This window comes from Haloarcula hispanica ATCC 33960 (genome assembly GCF_000223905.1).
GTDB classification, from domain to species: domain Archaea; phylum Halobacteriota; class Halobacteria; order Halobacteriales; family Haloarculaceae; genus Haloarcula; species Haloarcula hispanica.
In genome coordinates this window covers 2,042,476-2,061,262 of record NC_015948.1, presented here as the reverse complement: position 1 = coordinate 2,061,262, position 18,787 = coordinate 2,042,476, and the positions used below count along the sequence as shown (strand labels likewise).

Here is an 18,787-nt window from a genome sequence, read left to right as displayed (position 1 = left end):
TATGTATATATGGAATTATATGTTTCTTCGACGAAGTCTCCCTCTCGCCAGTTACTATCTATTGGTGCTGACCCGCTGAGAGAGGCAGTCGCAACGCTGTTCAAGAGCACCCAATCTTTGTTGACATCCGTTCTCTTATCTCACCCAAGAATATCTCCCTGAAATCGGTTCGTGGAGTGAGATTGTACTATCGGCTCGAAGCCCGCCCCAGCAGCTTGTACTCAAGATCCGTCTTGCACTCGAACCCTACCGTATCACTCTCCTAACACCATACTACCTGTACCATGTAGCGGTATAAGAGTCCAGTATGGTATAGAAAAGCCGCTGCGACGCGTTGTTTGGTCGGCGTGTCCTCCCGCGAATACATTTCTTGCCCGCGTGTTTGCTCCACCACGCGGTCAAGCATCCACTGAACACCCACCAGAACGTTCGCCCCCTGTTTTCCTTTACGCTAAGGCTGACATCCGTCCTCTCAGGTGAGTATAAACCCTTTTTTATGCCCATTTCATATTCGATACAGATGACCGTCTCACGGGTCGCCTATGTTTGCAACGATGGGGGCATCCCCCTATACGGATCAGCCGGAAGTTCAATTCATATCAGAGAGTACATCACTTCGCTCTCAAATTGCGGCGTGGAGCCACTAGTCCTCTATCGTCCTGGAACCGGGCAATCAGGACAGAATTCGATACCTGCCAAGGAAGTGCAACTGCCGACAACACCGTTGGCTCACGGTTATCTAAACAAGGTCTTCGACCTGGAATCCATCGCGAAGAATTTTGAATTATCTTTTGCTCTTCGACGGATTCCCGACGACATCGATGTGATACACGAACGATACAGTCTGTATAGCTACAAGGGAGCGCGTTTCGCGAGAAACCGGAATATTCCATTCGTACTCGAAGTAAACTCACCGCTCATATACGAGGCGAACGAGTACGGGGGAGGGCTCCAGAGACCGAGGGTGGCCGAGCGAGCCGAGAGAGAGGCGTGCCAAGATGCGACCAAGATTCTCGCAGTCTCACGAGAACTCAAAGACTATTTCAGTAAATACGTGGACGAAGAGAAGATTACAGTAGTCCCGAACGGAGTGAATCCGGACCAGTTCAACCCGGATACACCTGCGAGGACCCCTGACGATCGGTTCACTATCGGTTTTGTCGGAAGTTTCAAAGACTGGCACGGCGTTTCCAACCTTGTTCAGGCTGGGAAGCAGTTGTCAGATTTGCGTGACAGTATCCGATTTCTGCTTGTGGGGTCAGGACCACTATACGAAGATCTCCAGAAAGAAATATCTCAGTCCGGTCTAGACGACTTCTTCGAGCTTCCGGGTTCAGTTCCACACTCGGAGATACCAGGGTATCTTTCCTCTATGGACGTCGCCGTCGCTCCGTACCCCGATCTATCGTTTTTCTACTATTCACCGGTGAAACTCTTCGAGTACATGAGTATGGCGCTCCCGACGATATGTTCGGCGATCGGTCAGATAGAACGCATCATCGACGATGGCGAGAATGGATATCTGATTCCATCGGGCGCGGTTGACGCACTGGTCGAGGAGGTCCGCGATGTGCTCAACCTGTCACGAAATCAGCCGAACGAGCTCGATAAAACCGGACGACGAGCACGTGAAAGAATCCTCGACGAATACACCTGGACCCAAAATGCACAACGAATCTTAAACGTTTATAAATCGGGGATAAATGAACAGTCTTGAGAGCGAGGTACTTTCGCTGGTGTCGGAGAATGTCGAGTGGCTTGCCGAGTATCAAATAGAGACTGGACCTGATTCAGGTGGGATCGAAGACCACATCCTCGGACGGGTCGTGGGAGACAACTACGCGACCGAAGAGTTCGCACTCGCGCTCGCAGTACTTCGCTCCCGGGGTCTACTCCCCGACTACGACGAGCATTTCGAGCGAGCCATGAACTTTCACGCGCGAACCAGCGCTGGATATCCTCGAGGAACTCACGCAGAACACTATCAGCATCGCCGACTCGGTTTCATTGAAGCCCTGTTGAAAGCCAAACAGTTCGGTTCGAGGACTCAATTGTCTAAGTGGCGCGATGTCGTGCACCGCTGGGACACCCGAGACAATCCCTCTAACTGTAACTGGCACGCGATGAATGTTTTACTAGACCGCCTTGTTTATAATGTGACGGGAAGCGGGCGGTTCCGACGACACGCATTTCGAGAGTTTATTCAAATGCTAGGCTATTGGCAATTCGACGGACTGTTCACCGATAGTTTCGATGCGTACGATTTCGAGCACGTCGATCCACCGTACGTTCCACTCGCCTATCACATGTACACAGCAGCATTACTCCATCGGTACTACTACTACACGGATAACAGCCTCGTCAGGCGAATCTTCCTCCGGAGCGTCCGAGTCCTTCTCCCTTATCTCCCGAAAAATGGGCATCCGACCTACCGTGGACGATCCGCCGGCCACATCTTTACATACGGTGTGTCATTTTACGTTCTTCTAGCGGCAGCGATAGAGACGGAGGACACATCCTACCTGACCGTTGCCCGCCCGATCATAGAGCAAATCACAGACTTTCAGCGACCTGACGGGCGATTACCGGTAGTCGCCAATCGCAAAGCGTACGACGAACGTATCGAGTGTCAGGCTCAGTATGCGTACCACAGTGTCTACAACGCTCATTGTAGTGCGTGGCTCGCGCGCTCCCTTTCGCTCCTCAAGAGTACAGACTGGACAGCTAAAGGGGAATCGAAACAGGCCCGTGCTTTCTTCCGAGAACGAGGCGGATTGTTCTCGGTGGACCAGGAACGGTATTCAGCTGTCGTTTCGAACGGGAGAGGAGGGAACTACGACGCTGCCCTCAGTCTTGCGATGCTAGACGTATCAGGTGAGTTGTGTTCCCTACCCCCGGGGCCTTCTGGCAGTATCGAATCTTCGGGCCACGTACTCTGGATACATCAAAACGATACACGCCTTTGGGACAGCGTTCGAACGACGGGGACCATCGATCAGTATTCCGGGAATCGACTCGTTGGGAGCAAGCAAATCTCGACCAGGGCCGGAAACTTCGACTGGAATCGTCGCTTTACGTTCGATTGTACTGAAATCACGCTTCATGATGAAGTTGCGGCGAGCACCGCTGAAACCGAGGACATCACCGTACAGATGACGTATTCACTCCCAGAGACGTGTAGTATCTGTAGTGTCGAGGGAGTGTCCTTGTCAACCGAACGCGTCGATACGGTTCTCGGATCTGGAACCACCTACCGCGTCGAATCAACACTCGGAGCGACCGGAAGATGTGAATTAGAGATAAGAATCGTTTTCAGAACCGATGATAACACTACAAACGATGAAGACCGGTCAAGAAGATAAGCCAACAGCTTACGTCTCAGCCGCACCAGTTTCTCAGCCAGGTGCAGGGGAGATAACAGGTGGTGCGGTCGGAGTCACTCTAGATCCAGTCCGGACCGAACTATCGGTGAGGTGGGGAGGGAATCGTCCAGCGAAATCAGTACCATTCCGTCACGTAATGAGCTATGTGGCCGGAAGATTCAGAGATCACCTCGGGGGAATGTTCCCCTCCAGATCTACCACGGACGAGGACTGGCGTTGTCAGTTATGTCATCTGCCCCCAGTATTTTCTGATGCAAAATTTGCAGTAATCGGTGTCGATGATGGAACCGACCACGTTTACTTGAACGGAAATCGGATCGGGTTTGACGCTGGAAAGCGCTGGAAACGAGTAGATATAGATGTCTGTGAGCCCGGTGAGAACGTCGTTACCTGCCGTTCGACATTCGAATCGGATCTCTGGCTCGCGTTAGGTTCGTCAATCGAGAACGTAAATTTTGGGCCCGGCCAGTACGTCGTTTCGTCCGGAAATCCATTCGAAACAAATGATCACTCACGGACAAGACGTGAACATCACGTAGGACACACAGACGAAACTCTACCACTAGGGAATAGAGAAGCAGCGGTGCAGTTCATTCTCGACTCGCAAAACGAGAAAAAAGGCAGTCAGTTCCAGGACACGTTTCACGGATGTTACGACTATCACTCGAACCGATATATGTTGAGTTCCTGGATCTGGTGTTCCGGGCTTGCAATCAGGGCCCTCGTGTCGGAGTGGGACCGGACGAGCCGTTCCGCGTACAGAAAAAGCGCCATACGTTGCGGCAAAAAACTCTTGCAACTGCAGCACGACAACGGCGCCTTCACCGTCCGATGGGATTTTCCCAGAAACTCGCCGACTGGAATCCAGAAGTGGGAAGCACCGAACGATTCGGCGTTCATCGCTGCCAACGGGTTGCTTCCCCTCTACCGAGTGACTGGCGAATCACGATATCTGGATGGCGCCAAAGACGTAGCAGCCTGGATACTCGACGAAGGGATGCGGTCAAACGGTCAGCTAGGCATCGGCCGTTCAAATGAGTGGGACTTCTCTTGGCTGTACGTCGATGCGGGATTTACTACTGATCTGTTCTATCGCCTCTACGAGATTGATGGCGAGGAGCGATGGCGGGACGCGTGTGAGCGGTTCGTTAAATGGTTCGTGGATAATCTCTACGATGGGAACGGTTCGTTTAAAAAGACGTGGTACGCCGACGGCGAGGACGACCGTTCGTCGTATACCCGAGGACAGGGATGGGCACTTGACGGTCTGATCAGCGCCTATCAGCTATTACATAACGATCAATTACGGGACATAATTGAGGAGGTAGCCATGTGGGTAGTTGATCGTCAGTGCGATAACGGATCGTGGCTCTACGCAACAGATAATAGTCACAACGGCGAGGACAACAAAGCTACACCGCTATTGGCCTACGAACTGCTTCGTGCAGAAAAGGTTTTAGATGATGCAACATTTCTCCCCACAGTCAGGACTGCTATACAGTGGTGTGAAGATGCGCAGCATTACAGTGACAGGGGAGGATATGGCGGGATTAGAGCCTGGAATATAGAGGGTACTATCGTCGGCAATCGAAATACAACGACGGCCTTTCTCTACGGAAACGCCTACTACATATTAGCAAAAAACGGCTATCTTACTGCCGTAGGATAGATGAAATGTGCACTAAAAACGGTATTGATTTCGATGACAAGAATTACAGAGACTCGTTTTGTTGCCACAACTGATGAACATACTCTACTACTTGGGAAGTTTCCCGAAATTATCTGAGAGTTTCGTACTGAACGAAATCTACGAGCTCGAAAACAGAGGTCATAATGTCGTAGTTTTCGCGTTAAACAACCCGGATGAGGATATTGAACACGAGGAATACGAGGAACTTGATGTTCCAGTACGCTATGCCGATGCTCCGAGTTATATTGACGTAATTGATTTGGTGTCATCCAAGGTTATTCATCCGCGTGTTCTACAAAACGCCGTATTCAAGGCTTCTCCGAAGCGACACGCTGTAGCTTTTCACCGAAGTAAACAGTGTATTGAGTTCGTAGGAGAGCAGAATCTCGATATTGATCTGGTACACGGTCATTCTGCTTCTTTGGAGAGGTTCCCAGGACGGTACGTTGCATCATATTACGATGTTCCCTTTACTGTAACCGCTCACGCAGCAGATCTGTACGACAACCCCAACAGGAAGCAGTTAGAACACATCATCAGTAAGGTGGATCATGTCGTAACGATTTCGGAGTACAACAAGAACTATATTGAAAGTGAAATCACGGACATCTCGCCGATTAATGTTGTACACGCTGGAATACGCCCGAAAAAATTCGAACCAAGCTCTTTGATAGCCGATATGCGCATTCTCACCGTCTCTCGATTCGTAGAAAAGAAAGGACTACCCTACGCTATTGAGGCGGTATCGAAGGTGATCGATCAATTCCCTGATCTTGAGTATCATATTGTTGGTTCAGGCGAAATGGAAGACGAGCTTAGTATGCAGATTAATAATCACAACCTGAATGATACCGTGAAACTGTTAGGCAATGTTAGTGACGAGAGGTTAGTTACTGAATTTGACAAGGCTTCTTGTTTTCTTCTTCCGTGTATCGTAGCCGAATCGGGTGATCGAGACGGTATCCCTGTTGCACTGATGGAATCGATGGCGATGCAGACACCACCGATTTCGACGAATGTCTCGGGTATTCCTGAACTAATTGACCATCAACAAAATGGTTTGGTAGTGGAACCGAAGAACACCGATGGATTAGCAGAAGCGATCTCGTCAATCCTGTCCGATTCGGAAAAACAACACCGGTTTGGTGAAGCAGGGCGGGAAAAAGTGGCGCAAAAATTTAATGTTGAACACGAAGCCGACAAATTAAAATCCGTGTTCAAAAAAGCAATTAATCATTATTAATAGCACTGTCTAGTTCAGCACCTCCTCAGATGGTGTTGAGCCATCTAACGCTTGGTTCGGTCGGTGGCGGTTGTAGTAGTGTCTGAAGCGTCTCAGCCGGCGTTTCACGCTGGCCTGACTGCCCCGCCAAACGAGTGGAAGCGGTCGATTCATATGGTGACTGTCAGGAGCCACTTTACGATGAGGTTCCGGTTATAGAGGAGGCCGGCTGTACCTACAGCTTCGCACGATAACAGAATCTTGTCGGGGCCAGTCCACGGACTCATTGACTGCTTCGCCGTTAAGGATCAGTTACTCCCGTTGTACCTCCGCCAAAGGAATGAACCCATTTGTTTGACTGCTGCAATAATACCCCTTCGTTCGATAATTGATCGCAGACGAGCTAATCTGGAACGCAGATAGATCGGGACGGAACGAGGTGGGATAGTCTCTACATATGGATCGTAGCCATAACTAACACGCGGGCCAGAATGTTGGTTAAGTTTCTGTAAAGCCTTATCCAGGGAAGGGTATCGTGGATCCTCCATCAGTTTTCCATGGAAAACCTTTACATCCCCATTCAGTGCATTGTGGGATCGATACATACAATTATATTCAGGCCGAAGAGTTGTAAATCTAATATCGGATCGATATAGGCTTGATCGAAATGATAGTTGATCACGATCATGTTCAGGCTTACATCGTTCTTTCCACTCTTCGAATAACTGAGTTACCCCGGGAGTTTGGTTGTATGCAACCACCCCAGTATTGTATTCGGGGAATGCCTTTGGAACTCCGTCAATCGGGTGAGATTTGTCCATATAGTGAACGTGTGGTTCTTTTGGATCTTTCGCTAATGCCATCTCAAATCGGTCAAGGATATCAAACAACTCAGAAATTGAGTCCTCTAGCCAGATATCTGAGTCAAGAAAAATCGTCTTTTCATATGGCGACCTTAGCAAACTCTTTGGTTTATCAGATCGGGTGAATTCAGTATCGTCGATTATAATATTATCGAAGGGATTGGGGCTTATATCGATATCAGTCACCAACGTAATTGGGTAATCCATTAATTCCTGTGTCCTCTTTGCCGATTTTTCCGCTTCTAAAACAAACTCGTCACCCTTTGCGAAATACAATATCCCTCGGTCCATCACAAACAAAACTCAACCATATAGTACTACACTTTTCGGAATAAGATTGTTGGTCGGGTGGAGCTGTCGCAGTGTATTATATGTTGCCTGATTTTTGCTCGTCAATCGTTCTATCGACAATATCTCTGATTTCATTGTGGAAACGATCCTTAGTGAAAGCGGTTTTCATTTCCTCAAGCTCCCCTTTAATTTCTTGTTGAACTTCAAGATCCGAAATAACGTGTTCAGTCTTTTTAACTGCCTCAGAAGGAGAACTATAAATCAGATTGCCTTCTTTATTGACAACTTCAACTTGGCCACCCCCATTCGGAACGAAAGGGATCATACCACCAGCAATCATTTCCGCCACTACCATACCAAACGGTTCCTTTGACATTCCATGTATCCCGTATTTGTGATTATCAATCATATCATTTATATCTTCAAAGCTTAATTCACCCTCGATATGGATAAAATCATAGTCGTCAGCCCTATCTGCGACCTTTCGATAATAATCCCGAGAATTAATAGGCCCAATAATATGTAGATGAACATCGTGGTTTCTATTCCATAACTCAGCTATAATATCAATATTTTCCAATATATTCTTTCTGGGATCAATCTCACCGATACAAAGAAAGCCAGATTCACGGTCTTCCCATGCTTGATCAGTGAATCGAGCTGTATCTATCGGCGGATATACCACTGTTGGTTCCACCCCATAGTATTCAGACAGAGATGTAGCTGTCCAACCAGAGTTAGCGAGAAAGACATCATTCCGTACTTTGCTCTCATCAAGACCGCCTATCCAATGACTTAGTGATAGATATATTTCACGTAATACTGTCTGCGGATTGGGATTGATATAGTCTGGAAAAGAAGATTTGTGAACATAATGTAGAGTAAACGAATCCAAATACATTTCATTTTTAGTACTGAATACTAAATCAACATCTTCCAAAAACAGATCCAAATATAAATACCGTAGTGCATCTTTTAAAATAGAGAACCGTTTAGGAAACGCCTTAGATAGAATTGAAAAAATTCTAGGCTGGTGGATTGTTATTTCCTCTGGTTCAACTTTTGTATTGAAGGCTTGATTAAGCCTATCAATATCCGCGCCTTCGAATGTTATTAAATACAGATCGTGCTGACTCTGTAGCGCCTCAAGAATATTCATACAAACAGCCTCTGCACCTCCAATAGATTTCAAATCATGATGAACAACTGCGATACTCCCCATATATTGTCCCAATATTTTATCGGGATTAAAGGTTGGTATGTTCAGATGGTAGTATTCAGACAATCTTAGACCAGATGGCGTAGCCACGTCACACAGCCAAAAGTAGCCAAAGAAGGATCGCTCTTCTGTACCGGATTGTTGGTAAGCTGGAGCAGTAGCTGGAAGTCACAGCGGGCAAGGGTAGCGAGGCCGCGCCGCCCGACGAAGCATCAGTACCTCACAAAGCCCGTTAGTTGAGAAGTCTGCTTGTTGAAGTGTGACCAAACACCAATAGCAAGCAGACGATGAAATCCACGAGGACCAGCGCCTTACTTTTCTCGTCAACTCGCTTGACGAGGAAGTTGTTCTCGGACTCGGTAACAATGCTGAAATCGATGCTGAGGACATCTTAGAGGTCCTCGTCGGCGCATGCGCCGACGGGACCTCGATATCTGAACTCTGCGAGACCAGTGAAGATTCTCCCCACGAAAACACGGTTCTGTACCATCTCCGTGAGAAATTCGATTTAGCGTCGGTTGAACAAGTCGGGAACGCACTCCTGGAAAAGGACGTTCTAGAGGTTCTCCCTGAGCAGGTGGAGGTTGTCGCAGACCTTCACCTGCGACCCTACGACGGTGACGAGGACGAGACAAATGGCCTCTATCACTCAGAAGCGAAGCATGGAACCACCGCATTCCATGCCTATGCAACACTCTACGCGCGTGTGAAGAATAAGCGATACACGCTGGCGGTGCGCCGTCTTGTCGACGGCGACACCGCCAGCAGCGTCCTTGCCGAGTTTTTTTGGTCTCCTTGGCGGCCTTGACCGCAGCGTCAAGGCCGTCTATCTTGACCGAGAATTCTCCGATAGCAAGTGTCTCGCGCTTCTTCAGGCACCACAATTACGCGTACGTGATGCCGGTCGTCCGGTGGGGAAAGACGATCAAGCAGGAACTTTCGGAAGGATGGAGTCGTGTCATCCAACACGAGATGACGGGGAAACTCGACGGTCACAGCTGGACCGTCGAGTTTCCCGTCTATATCGACTGTATCTATCAAAACGGACGGTACGACGAACACGGAGTGGCGCGTCACGGCTACGCCGCTGACGCGCCGTTCATTGAAACACCACGAGATGCTCGATACCACTACGCGAAACGCTTCGGTATCGAGGCGAGCTGCCGACTCTCCGAACAAAGCATCGTGACGACCACGACGCAGAATCCGGTTGTAAGGTTGCTGTACGTCGTTGTAAGCCTACTCTTGCAGAATGTGTTGCGGTATCTCCATTGGGAGTATGTGGCGACGCCCCGCCGTGGCGGGCGTCGCCTCTGGTCTTGGTCGTCCGAGGAGTTCATCAACATGCTGTGTCGGGCAGCGTGGACGGCCCTCGCAGTGCGTCGGGCCGTCCCCGCAAACCGGCCACCGGACGACCGGTTCCACCGGTAATTACTGACCGAGGACACCGCATAACGAGTGGCAACGCTGCCGCGTCGGCGGCTGATCGCCGCCGACAGCGGCAGCTCCACCTTCGATTAGCTTTCTTCGACCAGTATCAACGACTCTTCTCAACAGAACAGGTGATTCAGCTCAGGTTAACTGGCGATGCTTTGTGAGGTACTGAGCATGATTCCACTCAAGACGTTCGTCTCGGAGTGTCGGGCCGCGAATCTGTTGGCACAGATTCGTTGGCGTGACGGCGTCTATTGCCCGCGCTGCCGTACCGAATCAGCGATTCGGTACGGCAGCTATCGGGTGCTTCAACGGTATCTGTGTAAGGATTGCGGCCGGACGTTCAACGACAAGACCGGCACGGTCTTCGAACATTCAACGATACCGCTCAGGAAGTGGTATCTCGCCGTCTACACGTATATCCGGCTGAACACGAGTATTCGGCAACTCGATGCAGAATCGCCGTTTCGTACAAGACGGTCTACCGGCGCGTTCAGCGCTTCCTGCGGGCGCTGGACGCGCCTCGGCCACAACTCGAAGGGCCAGTCGAAATCGACGAGCTGTACGTCAACGCAGGGAAGAAGGGCCGCGAGCGCGACGGCTGGTCGCGCTCGCGTGGCCTGTCCACGCGCGGTTGTGGAACCTATTACGAAGACAAGCCGCCCGTGTTCATCCTCGCTGACCGCGGCACGGGAGAAACGTACGTTCATCCGGCGAAAGCCGCCGGTGAGTCAACGATTCGACTCCTGCTTGACGACCGCAAAGAGGAGTCGCTGACAGTCTATACTGACGGCTTTCGAGCACACGAGCCACTCGACGAGGACGACGCATTCGACCGCCAGTACGTCGTCCACGGAGAGGGTGAATACGCTGATGGAGACGTGCACGTCAACACGTGCGAGAGCCACGCGTCGCCGGCGCGACGGTGGTTCTCGCCTCATCGAGGTGTCTCCAAAGACAAACTCACACCCTATCTCAGAGCGTTACAGCTTCGAAAACGCGTCCGCCGAAAACCCGGCGACGAAGCGCTCAAAACCATCCTTGAAACAGCGCTATGACGCCACCAACAATCGCTTACCCAAGAGCGAAGAAGGATTAAGACCTCGTTGGAAACAGTGATATCACTCCTTTCCACAGCAGATTAGTCACTCTCCTCGCTATTGATGTTATTATAACCACTATTATCTTTTAGAAGATATCCAAGGGCTATGGAAGCAAGGATTGAACTTGATCCGATTCCTCCAATAACGAATGTCTCGAAAATCATGACTATTGCTACTGAAAGGGCTAACAAGAAGGTGATGGCCTGCTCCCGGTCAAGTGGAACACGCAAATGGTGAAACAGAATTGAGGCAACCAGCCAAACATAAGCAATACCTCCGATAATACCAGTTTCCAGAGTCACTCGGAGATAGGAATTATGTGGAGACACCGATCGTCCTAATTCCGTCTCAATTATAGGTCCCAACGGCACTTGACCATATCCAATAAGGGGGTTCTCTAGTAGCACTCTAATACCTGCCTGCCAGATATCGCGTCTGCCTGAGAGACTGAGCTGCGAAAGTGGTCCTACGCCAGTCACAATGAGAATTAGGCTCTCTATCCCGAGAAGAGTACCCCCGAGAACTGCCAGACGAAATAATGGTGTTCTCAATATTTTGTAGGATACATATCCGAGAGCAGCGACGGTTCCGACAACGATAACCGAACGACTCTGTATGAGCAACAGACCGGCCCCGTTTACAAAGAGCGCGAAAAGCGAGTAGTTGCCCCGGTCGATATCGTATATATACAGTGAAACCAGCATCCCACCGAGGACGAAGACGCTCAGGAAGTTCGGATTCGTGTATATCGACTCAAGCGGGTATAACTGTCCTGAGAGGATCGGTGGCTCCACTTGCCACGGATATCCAATCGTAGTTCCGAGGAGTGAGTACGGACCTACAAACACCGCTGGGAGCCCAATAAGTACCAATACTGTTGACAAGTTTCGTACTGTAACGAAAAAGATTGACCGGTCTATCGTCTGTGGTATCAATAACATACTAACCGTTATTATTATAAGATCAATGAGCGGTCGGTAGAGCACTGTGGGTCGAAATGGTATTGTGAGAACGTATGCCCCGAATAGCATGATCCCGGGCCCGAGTAAGTATCGGGGGATGCGTACCACGCTGTCCTCGTCAGTGAGAAGATATGATGCTACAAAGAGACCACAGGAGCCGAGGACAAGAACCGTCGGCAAAAACGTCCCCTGAAAGAATACCGTGTAGGTGCTCAGACTTCCAACCAGAATAAGCACGAATCCGACGGACTTCCATCGGTTCATGGTAAGTTAGAGACGATTCTGTTTCCTAAATTTTGAGTTTGATGCATATTCAGATCAGGGATACATTCTAATCTATCAATCCGGTCAGCTATCATGAGAGATCTAACTTTCCGGAATGCTGAAGGCGTAGCTTCGTCTTACGGAGAGTCCGGTAAATGTCTGTGAAGAGGGCATAGCTCCGGTCACCAAAGAACGTAGCAACATAATGTGGTATACGGGCGGGGTTATTGGTGTATACGATACTTTTCTTAAAATGGTTGCGTCCCTTAAGCAAGTCGCCGTTCTTGCAACTCATTCGTCCGAGATCAAAGTGGTAGTTCGAGAGGAATTGTCGCTCGGTGCGTTCATCGTATTTTGATTTGTGTTTCTTGAACAGAGCCATCCAGTCCCGCTCTATGAGTTCGACATCACGGGAGATCGTATCGTCGTGTGACTCTTTTACGATCAGGGGTTCTGGAATGAACTCGCAGTCGAACTTTTCAAGTAATCGTATATAAAGATCCCACTCTTCTCGGGATGGGAGTGTCTCGTCAAACCCTCCAACTGCGTTTAGACACGATCGCTTCACAAGAACGGTAGATGGTGCTCCAACAGCGTTCCACGTCAGGATTTCCTGCTCATCTGGCTTGCCTGTCGGGATTCGGAAATTAATCGTTTTCCTGGTCGAATCAACGTGTTTTATACCAGTAAATATGAATGCGGTATCTGTTTTGTGGATAGCTTGGACCTGCTGCTCAATCTTCTTTGGTTTCCACCAATCATCATCATCTAGAAAAGCGATTAGGCTTCCTGAACTGGCATTGATACCCTCATTTCGAGCGTTTGAGAGACCGTCACCGGATTGTTCAATTAGTGTGGTTGATATGTTGACGGACTGTATGATATCCGTTAGTTCGTTTTTGTCGCACTTACAGACGACGACAATTTCTTCCGGAGTCCTAGTTTGGGAGACAACGCTTTGGAGCGCTCTATTGAGGCGATCAATCCGACCGATTGTTGGGATTACAACGCTAACCGATGGCATTTATAAATACCCCATCTTCTCTAGGTTATCCCTCACATTCGGGTTCAGATCCTTCTGCTCTTCTTGATCCATAAGGGAGAGATTTTGAGATCGGTTGTCCAACTTCTCTTGGAGACGGATATATATTTCTTCGTTGCCTTCCTTTGGAATCTTTTCTTCTTGGTTTGCTCCGGTGATTTCGTAGAGTAGCTCATCGTCTCCATCTGCTATTAGCTTGTAGTCCTGAGTCTGTACTGCTTGCAACGATACGTCATATTCTGAGAAGTCAAATTCTGAGACCTGTTCTTGATATTGATTTAGTAGAGAGGTGGGGGTTCGGTAGTCAGCGAATACACAAGTGTCTCTCTCTGATTCTTGGTCGTACTGTTGGAGTGCATTTGATCGTGGATGATCGCACCCAATTGCTTCAAGAACTGTGCCGAATATATGCTTCAGGCTGACCACTGATTCATTTACAGAAGGATGGGAACCACTGGCGGTCGGCCATTTGATTATTAAAGGGACATGCAACAATGCGTTGTCGAGACAGAAGTGATGGCCAACAAGCCCACGTTCACCAAACAACTCGCCATGGTCAGCGAACACGATAAGGAGTGTGTTCTCCCACCCTCCAGTTTCCTTTAGATATTCAAATAATCTCCCCAACTGATCATCTATGTAACGTATTTCGCCATCATATAGGTCGGTGAATGTATTCATCTCAGACTCAGAAACAGATGTGTTGTCCGCATAGAAATCACCCTGTTTCGTGAACACACGCCGTTGTTTGAGAATGGACGGAACCGCAGAGCCACTTAAGTATGTATTTTGATAGGATCGCGGAGGATTGTATAGGTAATGTGGCTCATTGAAGTGCAAGAAAGAAAACCAGCTATCAGTTGAGTCCCTCCAGTTTATGAACTGGTTTATAGTAGTTTGTGCTCCATTATCTTTCAGTGAAAGCACTATTTTCAACCGATTCAATTGTTTTGTGATTCGGTTAGAGGGCATTTCCATCTCAAAGATGTCAAATCTTGAGTCAAATCCATCTGTGATACCTGCCTGAGTAAGCCAACCATTATTTATAAACGCTGCTGTCTGATATCCCTCTCTGCTTAATATCTGGGGAAGGGTCTGGCTTGGATCAATTTTTGTACCTTTGTCGAAGATTCCGTGTTCTGCTGGTTCACGTCCGGTGAACACGGAAGCATGTGACGGCAATGTCCAAGTCGTTGTTGCGTATGCGTTCTTAAAGAGGGTTGTCTGATCCTGCGTCAACAGTTGCTGAAGATTGGGTGATGTAGTTCGAGAGTGCCCGTATATAGAGAGATGATCTGGCCGAAGACTATCCAGGGAAACGAGCAAAATATTTGGCTGGTTCATTACCGACTGTCTGGAGGGAACGGACTTGGGTTTTAAGATTTGCTACCGTCGAAATAAGTCTTCTCGATAACATCCCAAAACCGCTCGACAAGAATTTCCTGAGAGTATCGTTCCACGACTCGTTGGCGGCTCGACTCACTGAAGCGAGAGCGTAACTCCGGATCATCGAGTAACGTTTCGATCGCCTCCACAAATGCCTCAATGTTCTCGGGTTCGGCGACAAAACCTTCTTTCCCATCCCGAACATTCCGAGGAATCTCACCGGCTGTACTAGCAACGATAGGCTTACCCGCAGCCATTGCTTCCAGAACGGTGATACACAGCCCCTCGTAATGAGACGGCTGAAAGTAGATATCGACGGCCGAAAGGAACTCAGGGACGGAATCGACGCGCCCGATGAACGAGACATTAGTGAGTTCTCGTTCGACAACTTCGTCTACCAGTTCCTCTCGTTGAGGTCCATCACCAGCGATGGCGAAATGAACCTTTCGATCGCTCAGCCGTGATGCTACCTCAAGAATCGCGTCGTGGTTCTTCGCCGCCGAGAGCGTTCCAACGGTCCCGACCACGATCATACCTTCTCCAACGTGGTCGAGGGGTTCGCCACCAACGACTGAGTAGTCAAGCGATCGGAGCGGAACAGGCGGTCGATCATACTCGGACATCGAGAGTCCAGCGATCGGAACGGTCCAGATTTTCTCCGGATCGACCTCTTGTCGTTCGACTAGCATCGTCGCAACCGCTTCCGAATCGGCAAGAATTGCATCGCACCGACCGATAGTGAGCTTGTCCACCCAGCGACGTATCGGTGTCTTGAATTCTGTATTGTGTGCCCAAGTTAGTAGCGTATTCACCGGAATTACCAGATCGAAGAGACGAGCTACGGTCTCTGCATGATAAATTGAACCCAGGAGGATATCCGTCTCTCGAAGAATAGGGATCAGAGGTAAAAGCTTGTGAATCAAGAGTTTATTCTCAATTTGGAGATCGACAATGTCCACGTGATCGGGGATATCGGGAACAACGGTCCGTTTGCCCCCGTCGAGCGCAACGACCGTCACGTCGAGTTCATCCTCAGGGATCCCGTCGAGCAATCTTACCATACCAATCTCAGCACCGCCGATCTCTAAACCACTGATGAGATACGTGAGCTTCGGTGTCTTGCTCATCTTGAAATGACTCCCTCTAAGTTGCGACGGTGATCAGTTCTCGGTCCTGCATCAGGGGTTAGATCTTGTACCCGAGTTGCCGAAGACGATCCTCGACAGCGTCTGCGTTTACATTGCCCTCATCGGTAACGGGCGCCTCTGGCCGGACCGTCTTTCGCTCCGAATAATCACAAACAAACCACGGCACGTCGATGAGTTCATCAACATACAGGCCGTCAAAGTGGCCGTACGTCTTTACTGGAATAGGAAACACGCACTCACCGAGGAGTTCACCGTGGTCCGAGGTAATAACTGTTTTCCCCGTCAGCTCCGAGATGAGCTCCTCGGCGTAGTTTAGGACGATGTCGAGGTTCTCTCGATACGCTCTCCAAAGAAGTTCGTCGGTGATTTCATCACTCTTGCGGAGCGTTTCGATCAGTCCAGGGCTAAGTTCGAAGTGCTCTTGCCCGGTCGGCCCGATATATGGTTGGTGTGGCTGCATATAGTGGACTATAAGCCGCTTGTCCGGATAATCCTCTGCGATGCGTAACGCTTGCTCGGTTACGGTTTCGGGACGGACCGAGACATCCGCGAGGTCAAGATGATCAATTTGTAGGTTCACGAACTGGTGTACTTCTGCATTGATCTCGTTTTGAAGCTGTGCGAACCACTCGTTGGCAGAGATATAGACGACATCGTACAATCGTTTGTTTGAGAAATTACCTCGAACGAATTCCGGCGACATCCCGCCCCTGGACGTTCTTTTTTCCAGAGTTCCATCCATGGTGATTTGATCTTTAAATGCGTCGTATCGACAGGCATCTAGAATGATTAGATTATCCCAGTCCTCATGAGCGAAGATATCCGTGCCATGTGGATAGTAGGAATGCTGTCGTCCCCTTGTATGATAGAATTTATTGACTTCCCGAAGCGCGGCTGTAGGGTCTTTTACCCCTTTTTTAATGTCCTCAATATTCATTGATTCTCTTATTTGGATGTCCCAGATAGTTGATTAGCTTACCGTATTCCTATGATGTGGCGTTCGGATAGTCCATACCGAGAATAATAAAGTCCTCATATCCGATAGTACTTGATCGTTAAGATCGGGGATACAGAATACAGTGGCATTAGCGGGCAAACAAATGATAGATGACATTACGGACCACGGGAGGAAGAAGTCGCGGAGGTATTCGGAGACAGAGGTGCTGTAAAGTATCTTGGTGTGTCGCAATACCGAGTTCCCGAAGTTCTCGCGCCATTCTAAGTTCTGCTTTCGCGTAGTCTAGCCCGCCTCGACGGTCAACGAGCTCGTCAATTTGTGCCCGAACAAGCGTTTGATCGAGATTGCGGAACTGAAGTCCAGCGGCAAGACACCGCGCCCACAAATCCCAATCCTCCATCATCGGGAAGTCACGATAACCGCCCGCGTTGAGAACCGCTTCACGGTCAAACATCGTAGTCGGATGATTCATTGGACATCGCCACGGCATCCACTCTGCGATTTCGTCATGCGATGTTGGAACCTTACGTGTTCGTTCTGGCTGTTCGGGGTCATCGTAAAATTCAGCAAGGTGTGATCCAACGATGTCTGCCTCGGTTTCTTTGAGGACAGTCAACTGTTCAGCAAACCGCTTGGGTTCGGAAATATCGTCTGCATCCATCCGTGCGACAAAGGGTTCTGTGCACTTCTTGAGACCCGCTTGAAGTACACCTCCTAACCCCTGCGCATCGGGGATGTGTTCGTGCCGGCTGTCTGGATCCGTACTGACTAAATCACGGATTGCCGTTCCGATATCGTCCGTGAGCGACTGGTTTGTAACTAACAGGACTTCTGCGGGTGGTGTCGTTTGCTCACTGATACTCTGGTGCGCCCGGTGCAGACTTGACGGATCGCTTGTGGCGGCGACAGGAAGTAATACGGATATACTACTCATCAACTCATCCTCTGATTGCTACTCTTATGATTTCTCTGAAAGAGTCATCGGCGTTGAGTCACTGTTCAATCAGTTCGCGGTAGGCTCGTGGGTGACGGGATGCCATTCTTCCGAGCATACTGTTTAACCCGCTCGTGAAGCCTGCCACTCCGCCCCATATCTATTTCAGTCCGTACAATATTTTGACGTTTTTACGACACTAAATACATACGTTTGGTATTCGATCAGGCAGTGGTCACAGCGGTTGTTGCACGGAGCGTACGCGCTTCCTCCGCGCCCTGTTCGGCGCTCGGTTCCGACTGATCGTCAACACTCTCACCTCACGGAAAGGGTGGGGTTTCCGCACTGTTTAAAGATGAACGATATCACGCCGTCGCTGCATCCAATGGAGCGCGAACAGTTTCGAGCCGAATCAACCCTCGTCGTGACCGTGAAGTCGTCCAGTGAGTTCCACGACGACATCACCGACGGGGTCGAAGCGCTTGAACAGGGCGACGCGGTGGATTCCACGCCGAGGCTCTCGTTTACCAGCTACGACAACCTCATGGAGACGCTGACGCCGCGCGTCCTCGGTTTCATCGAAGCCATCCGCCGGGAAGAGCCAGCCAGTATCAACGAGACTGCACGGGGCGTTGACCGGGATGTGAAGATCGTCCACGAGGAACTCAGCCGGCTCGCCCAGCTCTGCATCATCTTCTTCGAGGAAGACGGCCAGAGTAAGCGACCGGCCGTCTGGTTCGACGAACTGGTCATCACTCTCCTGCTTGATCCAGAGGCTGGCGACACGGACACAGCCGCGCCGTGAACCCGCGGTTCAACTCATGCGGTAACGCGGAATTTCCTTGCCCAGGGACCGAGCGAAGCGAGTGTGTAGCGAGGGGAAAATGC

General features: G+C 49.7%; 13 protein-coding genes and 2 pseudogenes. 7 read left to right on the top strand and 8 right to left on the bottom strand.

Going from position 1 to position 18,787, the window contains the following annotated elements; translation table 11 throughout:
- Nucleotides 1–520 precede the first annotated feature (520 nt).
- The 4 genes from HAH_RS10305 to HAH_RS10290 all read left to right on the top strand — a co-directional run bounded on the left by HAH_RS10305 (nt 521) and on the right by HAH_RS10290 (nt 6,316).
- The gene (locus HAH_RS10305) at nt 521–1,717 is read left to right on the top strand and encodes a glycosyltransferase family 4 protein (RefSeq protein ID WP_023843355.1); all 1,197 of its coding nucleotides are present in this window, start codon (nt 521–523) and stop codon (nt 1,715–1,717) included.
- Nucleotides 1,704–3,362 carry a glycosyl transferase gene (locus HAH_RS10300; RefSeq protein ID WP_014040862.1) on the top strand — a complete coding sequence of 553 codons (1,659 nt, stop codon included), beginning with the start codon at nt 1,704–1,706 and terminating at the stop codon, nt 3,360–3,362. Before HAH_RS10305 ends, HAH_RS10300 begins: the two co-directional genes overlap by 14 nt.
- Nucleotides 3,340–5,052, top strand: a complete 1,713-nt coding sequence (locus HAH_RS19145) for a glycoside hydrolase family 88 protein (RefSeq protein ID WP_158307638.1) — start codon at nt 3,340–3,342, stop codon at nt 5,050–5,052. The genes HAH_RS10300 and HAH_RS19145 overlap by 23 nt, the downstream gene beginning before the upstream one ends.
- A gap of 73 nt (nt 5,053–5,125) precedes the next feature.
- Nucleotides 5,126–6,316 (top strand): glycosyltransferase, encoded by a 1,191-nt coding sequence (locus HAH_RS10290; RefSeq protein WP_014040860.1) that lies wholly within the window; start codon nt 5,126–5,128, stop codon nt 6,314–6,316.
- Nucleotides 6,317–6,603: 287 nt separating this feature from the next.
- On the opposite strand, the gene HAH_RS19510 is transcribed toward HAH_RS10290, so the two are convergent.
- Nucleotides 6,604–7,449: a glycosyltransferase family protein gene (locus tag HAH_RS19510; RefSeq protein ID WP_144443759.1), complete on the bottom strand. Its 846-nt coding sequence runs from the start codon at nt 7,447–7,449 to the stop codon at nt 6,604–6,606.
- Between the two features lie 76 nt (nt 7,450–7,525).
- Nucleotides 7,526–8,671, bottom strand: a complete 1,146-nt coding sequence (locus tag HAH_RS19140; RefSeq protein WP_014040859.1) for a glycosyltransferase family 4 protein — start codon at nt 8,669–8,671, stop codon at nt 7,526–7,528.
- Nucleotides 8,672–8,960: 289 nt separating this feature from the next.
- Between HAH_RS19140 and HAH_RS10280 the strand changes: the two are divergent.
- Nucleotides 8,961–10,099 (top strand): annotated as a pseudogene (locus HAH_RS10280) (ISH3 family transposase).
- A gap of 177 nt (nt 10,100–10,276) precedes the next feature.
- Nucleotides 10,277–11,160: pseudogene (locus HAH_RS10275) on the top strand (IS1595 family transposase).
- A gap of 83 nt (nt 11,161–11,243) precedes the next feature.
- Here the strand turns inward: HAH_RS10275 and HAH_RS10270 are convergent.
- From HAH_RS10270 to HAH_RS10245, 6 genes are all read right to left on the bottom strand, one after another.
- A complete protein-coding gene (locus tag HAH_RS10270; protein ID WP_023843350.1) occupies nt 11,244–12,431 on the bottom strand; it encodes an O-antigen ligase family protein in 1,188 nt (395 codons plus the stop codon).
- A gap of 91 nt (nt 12,432–12,522) precedes the next feature.
- The gene (locus HAH_RS10265; protein WP_023843349.1) at nt 12,523–13,455 is read right to left on the bottom strand and encodes a glycosyltransferase family 2 protein; all 933 of its coding nucleotides are present in this window, start codon (nt 13,453–13,455) and stop codon (nt 12,523–12,525) included.
- On the bottom strand, nt 13,456–14,817 hold the full coding sequence (locus tag HAH_RS19135; protein ID WP_014040856.1) for a sulfatase: 1,362 nt from the start codon (nt 14,815–14,817) through the stop codon (nt 13,456–13,458).
- A 32-nt stretch (nt 14,818–14,849) separates the two neighbouring features.
- Nucleotides 14,850–15,986 (bottom strand): glycosyltransferase family 4 protein, encoded by a 1,137-nt coding sequence (locus tag HAH_RS10255; protein WP_014040855.1) that lies wholly within the window; start codon nt 15,984–15,986, stop codon nt 14,850–14,852.
- Nucleotides 15,987–16,044: 58 nt separating this feature from the next.
- Entirely contained in the window at nt 16,045–16,944 is a 900-nt protein-coding gene (locus HAH_RS10250) for an alkaline phosphatase family protein (RefSeq protein ID WP_023843347.1), read from the bottom strand.
- A gap of 148 nt (nt 16,945–17,092) precedes the next feature.
- Nucleotides 17,093–17,899, bottom strand: a complete 807-nt coding sequence (locus tag HAH_RS10245; RefSeq protein WP_023843346.1) for a glycosyltransferase — start codon at nt 17,897–17,899, stop codon at nt 17,093–17,095.
- A 355-nt stretch (nt 17,900–18,254) separates the two neighbouring features.
- Between HAH_RS10245 and HAH_RS10240 the strand changes: the two genes are divergently transcribed.
- Nucleotides 18,255–18,704 carry an HVO_A0114 family putative DNA-binding protein gene (locus HAH_RS10240; protein ID WP_014040852.1) on the top strand — a complete coding sequence of 150 codons (450 nt, stop codon included), beginning with the start codon at nt 18,255–18,257 and terminating at the stop codon, nt 18,702–18,704.
- Nucleotides 18,705–18,787 lie beyond the last annotated feature (83 nt).

Coding starts and splice junctions, on each gene's coding strand:
- HAH_RS10250 (WP_023843347.1), bottom strand. CDS start 16,944: ATGAATATTGAGGACATTAAAAAAGGGGTAAAAGACCCTACAGCCGCG.
- HAH_RS19145 (WP_158307638.1), top strand. CDS start 3,340: ATGAAGACCGGTCAAGAAGATAAGCCAACAGCTTACGTCTCAGCCGCA.
- HAH_RS10305 (WP_023843355.1), top strand. CDS start 521: ATGACCGTCTCACGGGTCGCCTATGTTTGCAACGATGGGGGCATCCCC.
- HAH_RS10270 (WP_023843350.1), bottom strand. CDS start 12,431: ATGAACCGATGGAAGTCCGTCGGATTCGTGCTTATTCTGGTTGGAAGT.
- HAH_RS10265 (WP_023843349.1), bottom strand. CDS start 13,455: ATGCCATCGGTTAGCGTTGTAATCCCAACAATCGGTCGGATTGATCGC.
- HAH_RS19135 (WP_014040856.1), bottom strand. CDS start 14,817: ATGAACCAGCCAAATATTTTGCTCGTTTCCCTGGATAGTCTTCGGCCA.
- HAH_RS10300 (WP_014040862.1), top strand. CDS start 1,704: ATGAACAGTCTTGAGAGCGAGGTACTTTCGCTGGTGTCGGAGAATGTC.
- HAH_RS10240 (WP_014040852.1), top strand. CDS start 18,255: ATGAACGATATCACGCCGTCGCTGCATCCAATGGAGCGCGAACAGTTT.
- HAH_RS19510 (WP_144443759.1), bottom strand. CDS start 7,449: ATGGACCGAGGGATATTGTATTTCGCAAAGGGTGACGAGTTTGTTTTA.
- HAH_RS10255 (WP_014040855.1), bottom strand. CDS start 15,986: ATGAGCAAGACACCGAAGCTCACGTATCTCATCAGTGGTTTAGAGATC.
- HAH_RS10245 (WP_023843346.1), bottom strand. CDS start 17,899: ATGAGTAGTATATCCGTATTACTTCCTGTCGCCGCCACAAGCGATCCG.
- HAH_RS19140 (WP_014040859.1), bottom strand. CDS start 8,671: ATGGGGAGTATCGCAGTTGTTCATCATGATTTGAAATCTATTGGAGGT.
- HAH_RS10290 (WP_014040860.1), top strand. CDS start 5,126: ATGAACATACTCTACTACTTGGGAAGTTTCCCGAAATTATCTGAGAGT.